This is a genomic window from Thioclava sp. SK-1 (assembly GCF_001705665.1).
GTDB lineage: Bacteria > Pseudomonadota > Alphaproteobacteria > Rhodobacterales > Rhodobacteraceae > Thioclava.
This window is the reverse complement of sequence record NZ_MDHA01000011.1, coordinates 20,494-32,223: the sequence shown is the minus strand read 5'-3', so window position 1 is coordinate 32,223 and position 11,730 is coordinate 20,494. Positions and strand designations below refer to the sequence as shown.

At 58.6% G+C, this 11,730-nt stretch carries 12 protein-coding genes; 7 read left to right on the top strand and 5 right to left on the bottom strand.

Going from position 1 to position 11,730, the window contains the following annotated elements; genetic code table 11:
- The first annotated feature begins 314 nt into the window (after positions 1-314).
- From BFP70_RS00540 to BFP70_RS00525, 4 genes are all read left to right on the top strand, one after another.
- On the top strand, positions 315-2,069 hold the full coding sequence (locus BFP70_RS00540) for a copper resistance system multicopper oxidase (RefSeq protein WP_066009117.1): 1,755 nt from the start codon (positions 315-317) through the stop codon (positions 2,067-2,069).
- Positions 2,070-2,098: 29 nt separating this feature from the next.
- The gene (locus tag BFP70_RS00535) at positions 2,099-2,815 is read left to right on the top strand and encodes a copper resistance protein B (protein ID WP_040610015.1); all 717 of its coding nucleotides are present in this window, start codon (positions 2,099-2,101) and stop codon (positions 2,813-2,815) included.
- A gap of 82 nt (positions 2,816-2,897) precedes the next feature.
- On the top strand, positions 2,898-3,260 hold the full coding sequence (locus BFP70_RS00530; RefSeq protein ID WP_066009111.1) for a copper resistance CopC family protein: 363 nt from the start codon (positions 2,898-2,900) through the stop codon (positions 3,258-3,260).
- A gap of 3 nt (positions 3,261-3,263) precedes the next feature.
- A complete protein-coding gene (locus tag BFP70_RS00525; RefSeq protein WP_066009110.1) occupies positions 3,264-4,142 on the top strand; it encodes a CopD family protein in 879 nt (292 codons plus the stop codon).
- A 47-nt stretch (positions 4,143-4,189) separates the two neighbouring features.
- On the opposite strand, the gene BFP70_RS00520 is transcribed toward BFP70_RS00525, so the two are convergent.
- From BFP70_RS00520 to BFP70_RS00500, 5 genes are all read right to left on the bottom strand, one after another.
- Positions 4,190-4,951 carry a MauE/DoxX family redox-associated membrane protein gene (locus tag BFP70_RS00520; protein WP_176715458.1) on the bottom strand — a complete coding sequence of 254 codons (762 nt, stop codon included), beginning with the start codon at positions 4,949-4,951 and terminating at the stop codon, positions 4,190-4,192.
- 11 nt (positions 4,952-4,962) lie between these two features.
- The gene (locus tag BFP70_RS00515) at positions 4,963-5,787 is read right to left on the bottom strand and encodes a DUF6692 family protein (protein WP_176715457.1); all 825 of its coding nucleotides are present in this window, start codon (positions 5,785-5,787) and stop codon (positions 4,963-4,965) included.
- 77 nt (positions 5,788-5,864) lie between these two features.
- Positions 5,865-6,269, bottom strand: a complete 405-nt coding sequence (locus BFP70_RS00510; RefSeq protein WP_066009107.1) for a cytochrome c — start codon at positions 6,267-6,269, stop codon at positions 5,865-5,867.
- The gene (locus tag BFP70_RS00505) at positions 6,266-7,645 is read right to left on the bottom strand and encodes a multicopper oxidase family protein (protein WP_066009106.1); all 1,380 of its coding nucleotides are present in this window, start codon (positions 7,643-7,645) and stop codon (positions 6,266-6,268) included. The genes BFP70_RS00510 and BFP70_RS00505 overlap by 4 nt, the downstream gene beginning before the upstream one ends.
- A gap of 1 nt (position 7,646) precedes the next feature.
- The gene (locus BFP70_RS00500) at positions 7,647-8,087 is read right to left on the bottom strand and encodes a cytochrome c (protein WP_066009104.1); all 441 of its coding nucleotides are present in this window, start codon (positions 8,085-8,087) and stop codon (positions 7,647-7,649) included.
- 875 nt (positions 8,088-8,962) lie between these two features.
- Here BFP70_RS00500 and BFP70_RS00490 point away from each other — a divergent pair.
- The 3 genes from BFP70_RS00490 to BFP70_RS00480 all read left to right on the top strand — a co-directional run bounded on the left by BFP70_RS00490 (position 8,963) and on the right by BFP70_RS00480 (position 11,659).
- Positions 8,963-10,969, top strand: coding sequence for an AAA family ATPase (locus tag BFP70_RS00490; RefSeq protein WP_066009101.1), 2,007 nt, complete (start codon positions 8,963-8,965; stop codon positions 10,967-10,969).
- A gap of 175 nt (positions 10,970-11,144) precedes the next feature.
- Positions 11,145-11,396 carry a type II toxin-antitoxin system Phd/YefM family antitoxin gene (locus tag BFP70_RS00485; RefSeq protein ID WP_066009099.1) on the top strand — a complete coding sequence of 84 codons (252 nt, stop codon included), beginning with the start codon at positions 11,145-11,147 and terminating at the stop codon, positions 11,394-11,396.
- Positions 11,393-11,659, top strand: a complete 267-nt coding sequence (locus tag BFP70_RS00480) for a Txe/YoeB family addiction module toxin (RefSeq protein WP_037931654.1) — start codon at positions 11,393-11,395, stop codon at positions 11,657-11,659. The genes BFP70_RS00485 and BFP70_RS00480 overlap by 4 nt, the downstream gene beginning before the upstream one ends.
- Positions 11,660-11,730: the final 71 nt, after the last annotated feature.

The window sequence follows — 11,730 nt, the reverse complement described above, 5'->3', positions numbered from 1 at the left end:
GCACAGATCAGTCTGGAAATACGTCTGCTATCGACCTGCACAAAGACTTCCGGATCGCGGACCTGAATCCAGCCGAACCGAGCATGGCTCTGCAGTCCGTTCTTCTCTCCTTCCTTCGGCCTCCTCTGGCCTGAGCGCGCCTGTACGGCGTTGATTGCGGCGTGCCCGAGCGGCGACGTCCGGCAATCCGATCATTTGCGGTCTTCTTCAGTTTCGAACCTCTGGCCCAGCTGATCCTTCTCCCTCCCTTCACTGCTCGGCAGTGATCTCCTCTTTGCGAGGCCATGTTTTTGGTCCGCGCTCACGGAAAACACATGAAACACACGAACTTCCTGCGGCCTCTCGCCGTAGTGCTGGGGCTTGCCCTCGGACTGCCCGCGCAGGCTGGCACCTATGACATCACCGTCGACAAGGTCCGGATCGACACCGGAACCTTCAAGAAGAACGGGATCGGCTACAATGGTAGCCAGACTCCTACCATCCTGCACTTCCAGGAAGGCGAAGACGTCGTCATCCGCGTGAAGAACAATCTGCGCGAAAGCACGTCCATCCACTGGCATGGCCTGATCCTGCCGTTCCAGCAGGACGGCGTGCCGGGCATCAGCTTTAACGGCATCAAGCCGGGCGAAACCTTCACCTACCGCTTTCCGATCGAACAGGCAGGCACCTACTGGTTCCACAGTCATTCGGGTTTCCAGGAGCCCGACGGCGCCTACGGCGCCATCGTGATCGCCCCAAAAGGCGGCGAGGCCGTGCCGACGGACCGCGACTACGTGGTGCAGTTCACGGACAAGCATCCGCACAGCGGATCGCGGATCTTCCGCAACCTAAAAGCATCGGCAGACTACTACAACCGGGCGCAACGTACGGCGCAGGACCTGATCGAGGACGCGGGCGCGGAGGGTCTGAAAGCCGCCCTTCAGGATCGGAAGATGTGGGGCGCCATGCGCATGATGCCCACGGATATCGAGGATGTTCAGGGCTTCACGGCGCTGATCAACGGGGCCAGCACCCAGCAGAACTGGACCGGCATCTTCAAGCCCGGCGAGAAGGTGCGCCTGCGCCTGATCAACTCCTCGGCGACGACCTATTTCGACGTGCGCGTGCCCGGTCTGAAAATGACGGTGGTGCAGGCCGACGGCAATGACGTGAAGCCGGTCGTGGTGGATGAGCTGCGCATCGCCGTGGCGGAAACCTATGACGTGATCGTCCAGCCGCGCGAGGCCAAGGCCTATTCGATCATTGGCGAAAGTGCGGGCCGCACCGCGATGGTGCGGGGCACGCTGGCACCGTCCGCAGGCATGGTCGGCCCCTACTACAAGATGCGGCCACAGCCTCTGCTTACGATGGCCGACATGGGGGGCATGATGTCCGGGATGGATCATTCTGGAATGGACATGGGCGGCATGGACATGTCTGGGATGGACCACTCTGGCATGGACATGAGCGGGTTCGACATGTCCGGGATGGATCACTCCGGCCATGATATGAGCAGCATGGATATGTCTGGCATGGACCATTCCGGGATGGATATGGGCGGCATGGACATGTCCGCTGGCATGCCCGTCGTTCCTGCTGAAGGCGCACCGGGCGCTGCCTTCTATGCACCGGGTAGCGGGTTGATCCCGACGGCGGCAAATGGCGGCAAGTTCCTTGGCTACGAAGACCTCACGGCGCGCAAGCCGCTCTACCGTGATCGCCCCGCCACCCGCGAGATCGAGATCCGCCTCACCGGCAACATGGAACGCTACATCTGGTCCATCGACGGCGTGAAATACGAGGACGCCGACCCGATCCGCCTGAAGTACGGCGAACGCGTCCGGTTCAAGTTCGTCAACGAAACCATGATGGCGCACCCGATGCACCTGCACGGGATGTGGTCGATCCTCGACACCGGCAAAGGGGCCTATGACCCCGTGAAGCATACGGTCAGCGTGGCCCCTGGAACAACGCTTTACACCGAGACCGAAGTCGATGCCCCCGGCCAGTGGGCGTTCCATTGCCACCTCTCCTACCACATGGCGGGCGGCATGTTCCGCAAGGTTATCGTCGAAGGTGGGCCGTCCTGATGCGCGCGTATTCCAAGGAAAACAATCACATGAAAAAACGACTTCTTGGAACGGCCCTCGGGCTTCCACTTGCGTTGGCTTTTGCACCTGCTGCGATGGCTGACCCAGGAATGTCGCCAACCGTCTGGAGCGTCCGGACCGACAAGCTCGAATACCGGATGGGCGATGAAGAGAACTCCTTTGCCTGGGAATTCGACGCATGGGTCGGAAACGACGAACTGCGGCTCGTCTGGAAGAGCGAAGGCGCGAAGATCGAAGGCGGCGATTTCGAAGAGATGGACAACCAAATCCGCCTCCAGAAACCGATCACCGACTTCTTCGATGGCTTCATCGGGATCGCCGCCTCCACGCCGGACGGCGCGCCCGAGCGCTACTATGGCGCTTTCGGCGTCACCGGCCTCGCGCCACAGTGGTTCGAGGTCGAGGCGGCGCTCTACGTTTCCGAATACCCCTACATCGGGGCGGAGGTGGAGTACGAAGGCCTGCTGACCAACCGGCTGATCCTGACGCCGTCTCTCGAAGTCAGCCTGCCGCTGGCGGATGATCCCGCGCGCGAAATCGCGGCGGGCGGCGGCTCTGTCGAGCTGGGACTGCGACTGAGCTACGACCTGATCGGCCGCAGCGTGTCGCCCTATGTCGGCGTGAACTACGAACGCGCCTTCGGCGGAACAGCCGACATTCTGCGCGATCATGGCCATGAAGTCGACGAGCTGACCGGCGTCGTCGGCATCAACTTCATGTTCTGATTTTTCTGCGCCCTCTCGGCTACTTCGAAGCCGCGGAGAGGGCGCAGCCTTTTCAACCTGAACCAATCAAAGGATCACCCAAATGAAACTTCGTACTATCCTGACCTCCGCCGCGCTGTCGGTTGGCCTTGCCCTGAACGCAGGCGCTGCATTGGCACATGGCAAGGGCATGATGACGATGCCGAGCAATGGCCAGACGGTCGGCGCGGACACCAAGGTCATGCACCTGATGTTCACCGATCCCATGCAGATCACCACCGTCACGATGAAAGCGCCGGACGGTAAAACCTACAAGATCAACGGTCCGGCCGCGAACCAGGCCGTGAAGACCTGGGAAGGCAAGCTGCCGAAGCTGGCACCAGGCAATTACAAGGTCGACTGGCGTGGCATGTCGCCGGACGGTCACCCGATGAACGGTAGCTTTGCGTTCAAGGTCGGGAAGTAAATCATGGGCGGAGTTCTTGCCGCACTGGAACCGGTGCAGATCGCCTCGATCCTCGTCAAGGCGGGGATGTATGTCAGTGTCCTGCTTGCGGCGGGCTCCGTGATAAATCTCTGGCTCCTCACGGAGCTGGATGCCGCTGCAAGTCGCCGCCTCAGGCGGCTTGCAGCATGGTCGGCCATAGTTGGCATCGTGTTCAGCGCACTCAACATCCCGCTGCGGGCGGCCTTCTTCTACGGGGGCTTCGGTGGCGCGCTTGATCCGATGATGCTCCAGATTGCCCTTTCCAGCCCACTTGGGTTGTCGGTAGAGGCCGACATCCTCGGTCTTCTGGCAATCGCAACCATCGTGTTCCATCGCAGTTGGACACGCCCTTTGGCGGTCCTTGGTGTTGTTCTTGTGGCCGTCAGTTTCGCCCTACGCGGTCACGCCACCGGAGATCCGAGGCTGGCGCTTTCGACGCTTTTCGTCATCCACATCCTTGCCGCGAGCTTTTGGATCGGGGGCTTCTATCCGCTCTATGACATGGCAGGACGCGGCAACGAGGCAGCGGTCCGCACTGTCGAACGCTTCGGGCAGGCGGCGCTGGTCATGGTCGGGCTGCTTGTCGTGGCTGGCGTCGTGATCCTGATAATTTTGGCGGGCGATCCGATCGCAGTCCTGACCCAACCCTGGGGGCAGTTTCTGACGCTGAAACTGGCGGTCGTGGCCCTGCTTCTCAGCCTCGCCGGACTTAACAAGCTTCGGCTGACACCGGCCCTGACCGAGACCGGAAACGCCGGCCCGCTGAGGGCGTCTATCCGATGGGAGGTGGCGACCTTCCTCGTGATCCTGCTCGTCACCGCCACCTTCACATCCACGGTCGCACCTGAGCACGTCGGCTAAGCCAGAAAGACACCGAGGGCGTCAAGACGCCGCCCCCGTTTCTCACCTCAGACCCCGAGGGCACGCAGGCCCATCCAGAGGCCCATCACGATCATCATCAAATTTTCGGTCAGAGAAATGAAGCCGAGCGGCACATTGGAGGCGCCGCCCACGCAGGCACATTTCAACTCGCGCTTGTCGATGTAGACTGCCTTGAACACGCTGATCGCCCCAATGGTCCCGATGAACAGCGCAACGGGTACGGAGATCCAGGTCAGGACGCCCGCGGTCATCAGGATACCGGCCAGTGCCTCACCGTAGGGATAGACCTTGCCGTAAGGTACCCAGCGTTTCGCCAGCAGGTCATAGTTCAGGAACATGGTCGAGAACTGCTCGACGTCCTGAAGCTTCTGGATCGCAAGCACCGTCATCGACAGCGAGATGAACCACTGGAAGCTCTGCCAGGTCAGGATGGTCCCGTATTGGTGCCACGCCAAGCCAAGCGCCAGCAGAGCACAGACCGAAAAGATCGCGATCACAGGGCGGTAGGTTGTATCACTCTGCTCTTCCTTGGGCGGGTCGATGCCGAGGAAGATGCGCAGGTCGTCATGACCCCCTATCCGTTCCCCGTCGATGAAGGTCTGAGGCGTTGTTTTGACATCATGCTCCCGCTTGAAAGCCTCTGTCTCGTCCTTGGTCTTCAGGTGGTGATCTTCGACGACGTAGCCCCTGCGCTCCAGCAGATCTTTGGACTTCAGACCAAAAGGGCAGGTATGCTCGGGCATGACCATGCGGTAGAGGACGGCGGTTTTAGCGGTATCCTTTGCCATGACAGGCTCCTTTAATTCGTGCAGTTATACTGGCCGCGGAAACCGGCCTCGTAGTCAGGGCCCGCGCTGATGATGAAGTCCTGAAGTCCGTCATCATCCGTTTCGCGCACCTGGATTGTGATCGGATCAGCCGTGAAGCTTTCTCCCTCGGCGTCGAGACGGACAAGATCACCGCTGATCTTGACCAGAGCAATGTCGCTCCCCGACACGAACACGGGCGGGCTCGTCTCAGTGTAGGTGAAGCTGCAGACGGCCCCATCCGGGAAGACCTGGGCGATATCTGCCTGCGTCAGGAACTCCGGATCGACCTTGGAAACGACCTCGCTGGACAGGGCGTCCTGAGCGGGTTTCAGTTCGGCTACCGGTGCATCCCTGGCGGGGGTCGCCTCTCCATTCGCCGATATATCCGCGATCAGATAGCGCATCTCCGCGATTTCCTTATCCTGGGCGTAGATGATGTCATCGGCCAAAGTGCGCACCCTGGGATCGCTGATTTCCGCGCGCGACGAAGTCATGATGGCGATTGAATGGTGTGGAATCATCGCCCGCATGTATGCGCGGTCCTGCACCGTCACCTGACTGCGCACCAGCCAGAGCGCCCCTGCGAAAACGATGATGGAGCCCGCGAATATCGCGATATTGAGCGTGCGGTTCTTGTACATGCCGAGCATGAAGGCCAGCATGACGAAGGCCATAACCGCCCCCATGACGATTGCCATATAGGCGCGTGTTTCTGACCAGAAGATATGGCTGATCAGATACGTGTTCAGGTACATCAACCCGAACATCAGGACCGTAGACACGGCAATCATCAGGAAAAAGCGGGAATAGGCCATGGTCACCTCCGAGTGCGTTTAGGGGAATAACAACCTTCCAGTGGGTGGATGTTCCATAAAAATTGACTTTTCTCGGCCTATTCCTGCTGAGTTCTTTCACGTTGATAGGCGCGTTCGCGCTCGGGCCAGGTGGATTTGATGTAGTCGAGGATCGCTCGAATTTCCGCATCCCTCAGGCTGTCGCCAAAACCGGGCATGTCACTTTCATAGCCCCCTCCGACCACCGCGGCAGTCCCGTCTCGCGTGATGCGGAACAGGATGTCGTCGCCATGATGCCAGGTGTGGCCCGTTGCATCATGGGGTGGCGCAGGCAGGCGGCCGTCGGGACCGGGGCTGCGCCAGTCCGGCTGCCCCTGAAGCTCTGTCCCGTGGCAGGATGCGCAGTTCTGCTGATACAGAGCTGCGCCATCCATGCCTTCCTCTGCCGCAACGGCCTGCGCCCAGCTTGCAAGAGTTGCTGCAAGTGCGATCAGGCCCTTCATGTGACCATGATCCAATTCGTCATTCCCGAAGCTGCGTGCCCCAGCATGTGGCAATGCAGCAGCCACTTTCCCGGATTGTCCGCAAAGAAGGCGATCTCCGTCATCTCGTTGGGCATGACGAGAACCGTGTCCCGTAGAGGACCAAGGCTTCCGTCTTCCTTACGCGTCCTGAAATGCATCCCGTGCAGGTGCATCGCGTGCGGGAAAATCGTGTCATTGGTCATGCGGATGCGGGCCGTCTCGCCGCGCGAAAGCGTGGCAAAAGGCGTCTCTCCCAGCCCGGCCTGTCCGGCCAACGCCCAGAACTGTCCTTGTTGCACCAACTCCTGCCAGGTCAGTTTCTGCCCGTTGAAGGCCGCGCTTTCCAGGCCGCGCATCGCACCGCCCTGCAGCGGCATCTCAAGGACAGGCGCGGTGTCGACGCCCACAACCTCCATGCGCGGATTGCGTGGCAGGGGCTGAGGCGCACCGCGCGGCACTGACGCGGCACGTCCTTCGACAGAAATTTCAGCCAGTACGCGCCAAGTATCATCCGCTGCAGCAAAGAGAAGTCCTGCGGTTTCCCCTTCCTCGGCGGTGATATCGACGATCAGATCCATGCGCTGTGCCGGTGCAAGCACAAGCGTATCCGTCACCGGTTCTGGCGTGTCGAGAGGCATGCCGTCGAGAGCCACCGTCCAGCCGGTCAGCCCCTCCAGCTTCAGACCGAATATCTGGGCATTGGCCGAGTTGATCAGCCGCAGCCTCAGCCGCTCGTTTTGCCGGGCCGACAGGCTGTAATCGTAGCGCCCGTTCACGCCCACGAGGTTGCCGATCTGGCCTCCGTGGCTGCGCGTCATCGGCGCTGCGAAGTCATCGACGAACAGGCCCGTATCAGGGTCCAGCAACCAATCGTCGATCATCAGGACCTCATCCCGGTCCACATCAGGCGGTGTGGCCTCTTCGATGATCAGGGCTCCGGAAAGACCCCGCGCGACCTGTTCCATCGAATTTGTATGGGCGTGATACCAGTAGGTTCCCGCATCAGGCAGATCGAAGGCGTAGTCGAAGCTCTCACCGGGCGGCACCGCGTTCTGGGTCAGCCCCGCGACACCATCCATGGCGTTGTCGATACGGATGCCATGCCAGTGAACAGAGGTCGGAACCTCCAGCGTGTTCACAAGTCGCCGTTGCAACCGGCTGCCTTGAGCGGCGCGGATGACCGGGCCCGGGATCGTCCCGTCGTAGCTCCAGACCGGCGTCGCCGGATAGCCATCCGGGGCAAGCTGCACTGTGGCTGCCCTAGCTGTCAGGAGCGCCATATCCTGAGCCTGAGTAGGGCGCGCCAGTGGAACAGCCGCGAGACCTGCGCAGAAGGCGCGTCGTGTCATCTTCATGTTAGTTGATCCCATTGGCGCGCTGTACTTCGCGGATGTAGGCGATGATCGACGTCACATCCGCGCGGGTCACCCCGGGCTGCGGCGGCATGTCGCCGAATTTCCAATGGTGTGCGCGTACGCCGTTCGCAGCCGCCATCTGGAAGGCCATGTCGCCATGATGCGACGGCTCGTAGATCTTGTGGATCAGCGGCGGGGCGATCCCCATTTTCCCGGCGGCATTGTCACCATGGCAATCAGCGCAGACCGCATCGAACGCGCGCTTCCCAATCGTCCCCTCGGGCGACAACGTATCGGGAAGAGTGACGGCCACCATGGCCGCGCCCTCCGCTGGCGCCGTGGTTTCCTGAACGGGGGCGGTTTGCTCGGAGGAGCGAGTGACTGCATAAGCACCAAGCGCCACGACGATAATCGCGGCCCCGGCGAGGGTGAGTTTGTTCATGATAGTATCCTGGCCTGCACGGCTTTGCGGGCCGCGCGCTCTGATGATGGGTCGATCGAAATCGACCCAGACTCAACTGGAGCTGGCTCAGGCGCGAGGAGGTGGGAGGTCCAGCGACAGACTGATTGTCGTGCCACTTCGTGGCTCCGGCCACGCATGACGGAGGCGTGGCAGATCAGTGTCACGGAAAGGCTGACTGGTATCGAGAAGGGCATAGGATGCGCAGATCGCCATGTCTGCGCAAGACACGTCAGCTTGGAGCTGGTTCGCCGGGTTCTCCTGATCTATATGGATCGTCGTTTCTGGGCAGGCCGCACAGTCATACATCGCAGACCCTGCCGCAGACATTTGCGGAAAGGCAGCCAGCATCATGAGGCTGGTCAGGACGATAACGGCGATTAGGCGCATAAAGACCCTCGATTGCAGCATCAAAAATGGGTTCGGACGGTGGCATTGTCAATCCCAAAACTGCGCTAACTCTGGTGCGCTCAGCCTCAATCGCTTGCGCAGCCGATAGCCACAATCCCACCTTAGTGTCGGAATTCGGTGCCATGCAACGCGGGCAAGCATGTCGCGGAGCGGACGTATGCAGCCGCAGCGAAGCTTCGGCATGGTCACGGGTAGTTTGGGCTCGAACCGGGATTTCGCTGCGCTCTCCATGAACGTCCGCTCTCACCCTCATGCGAGCTTTTAACCAAAAGCTCGCATGAAGGGCCACAGAGAAGAAGGTGGTTCGGGTTGCGCTCGTGGACGCTCATGATTGTGCCTAGGATAATCTTCCCATCAGCAACATGGAGTGATCTGATGGAAGTTATGGAACGAGATTGAGACCAACCATCTAACAGCATATCGTAACATCAAAAGGGGAGTGACGAATGGAGCTTAAATCGTTTCGCGTGAGGAACTTTCGATCAATCAATGACAGCGGTGAAATCGACGTGTCGCGTATAACCGCGCTGCTTGGACGAAACGAAAGTGGGAAATCCAATATTCTTCGTGCGCTGCACAGTCTAAATCCGGCGGATGGCTTCAAGGCACTTTTCCCAATCAAAGACTTTCCACGCCATCGCAAACTCTCGGAATGTAACGACAATACACCCGTCCTTGACTCAACTTGGCAGTTGACTGCCTACGAACAGAAACACCTTGCCGAGATTTGGCCAACTGCCCATGGCGTGACCGAGGTCACTGTTGGACGCCGCTACGGAGACAAGCGTTACGTCGGTATCGACGCGCCGGAATATTCGTTCGACCTCGCAACCATCAAGGCCGATGCGCGGAAAATTGACGCCGCAGTAAAGGCGAAAGCATCAAAACTAGCAGATGATGCCAAGGCTGAATTGGAACGTGCCTCAAACGCATTTGTCGCTGCTATCGGTGTAGGTTTAACCGCTGCAAAGTGGGCGACATCGGCGACACCAGCCCTTGCCGCACTTCGACAAGCACTAGCGACGGCTGATACCGAACTCACCGAGGCTCAGGACCAAAAAGTCGTTGCATTGGAGGAAATGGCCGAGGAAATCCCCGGAAACGAGGCGGCCCACGCAAAGGCGCGAGGCTGGATTATAGAACGCCTACCGAAATTTATGTTCCTGGAAGACTACCCAGAAATTAAGGGGCAGCAAGATATCGCACAGTTCCTTCAGCGTAAAAGCGCAGGAACGCCCACCCCAGCGGACATAAATTTTGAGAAGTTGTGCAAGGTCGCTGGATTAAGCCCCGACCAATTACAAACCCTTCTTCAGCAAAAGGATCAAGAAACCCGTGGGCAGTTAGCCAACCGCGCCGGTTCCGTTGTAACGGCTGCCATCCGGAAGCGTTGGAAGGACCGAGAATTAAAGGTCCGATTTAACCTTGACGCCGAACACTTTGATACGCTGATTTCCGACCCGAACAGCACGTATGACGTTGAAGTTAATCTTGATGAAAGAAGCCGTGGCTTTCAATGGTTCTTCGCGTTCTACGTTGTGTTCGCGGCGGATACGGAAGATGGTGAAGCCGAAGGCGCAATTCTGCTTTTAGACGAACCGGGGCTATATCTTCATGCTCGTTCGCAGGGCGATTTACTTCGTCACCTTGAAGAAGATTTTGCCAATCAAATTGTCTATACGACGCATTCGCCGTTCATGGTACCAACGCATCAATTGGATTGGGTCCGTACTGTAAATATTGCCGAAGAAGCTGGCACGACCGTATCGAACGACCCTACAGGCGATGCCCGAACCCTGTTCCCATTGCAGGCTGCACTAGGTTATGATCTAGCCCAAAGCCTGTTCATCGGCCCGAACAACTTGGTCGTCGAGGGAGTCACGGACTTTTGGATATTATCGGCTGTATCGGCGCACCTTAACGACCAAGGCAAAGTCGGTCTTGACGAACGTCTTACCATCACGCCCGCGGGGGGCGCGCAAAAAGTTCATTACATGGTCGCGCTGCTAACATCGGAGCAACTGAAAGTGCTTGTCCTGTTCGATGATGAAAAGGACGCAAAGGCAACTCGCGACGATTTGGTCAAAGGCAAGCTTATCCGATCAGATAATGTCGTCTTCGCCAGCGAAGCATTCGAGGTGCCGCCCCCCGAAGCTGACATTGAAGATATTTTGGACCCGGCAGTTTACGAAGCGCTTGTGCGCGAAGCCTACGCGAAAGAATTAAAGGGCAAGGCACTAGAATTAAATACCCACATTCCCCGCATAGCCCGCCGCTTTGAGGCGGCGTTCGACGCACTGTCCATCAGCTTCCACAAAACTCGACCGACAAGGCTTTTTCTACAAAAGATGGCGACTAATCCGTCGTCTGTACTGCCAACAGGGAGTGAGCGGCAATTTGAGCGCCTGTGCAAGACGATCAACGCCGCACTTGAAAAGCACTTGGCGCGATGAATCCGTCGATCGGAAGCCTATGATTGCCGCCCCTGCCCAAGCCAAGCAGCCAAGCTTCGCGTCAATGTGCCCCTTTGCTTCGCGCGGCCTCTTTACTTGTACGTAATTTTGTACATGCGGCCTCTTTACTTGTACGTAATTTTGTACATATAGAGAGAAGCAAAGGAGAGTTGACATGGATGTTATGACCTACTCAGACGCACGAGCTCAACTGAAGGGCGTCATGGATCGAGCGATCCACGACAAGCAAGAAGTTGTCGTGACGCGCAAGAAGGGCGAGTCCGTTGTGGTCGTGTCATTGGACACTTGGAACGCCGTCAACGAGACGTTGCACCTCTTGTCCACACCGAAAAACGCATCCCGCTTGCGCGCGTCAATCGCGCAACTCGATACTGGAACTGGCGAAGAGCGTGAGCTTACCGAGTGAAGCTGGTTTTTTCCGATCAGGCTTGGGAAGACTATCAGTACTGGGTCAGCACCAACGACAAGGTACGTGACCGGATCAACGAGCTGATCAAGCAATGCAAGCGGACCCCCTTCAAAGGAACCGGCAAGCCGGAACCTTTGAAGGGGGATCTGACCGGCTGGTGGTCACGGCGGATTTCTCAGGAAGATCGAATGGTCTACCGGGTTAGTGGAACTGGCGACGGCCAAAGCCTAGAGATTGCACAGCTGCGGTTTCATTACTGAAAACCCTTAGGGTTGAACGACCTAGATGTGACGAGGTCGAATGTCTTAAAACACTCTCAAATTTAACTGTA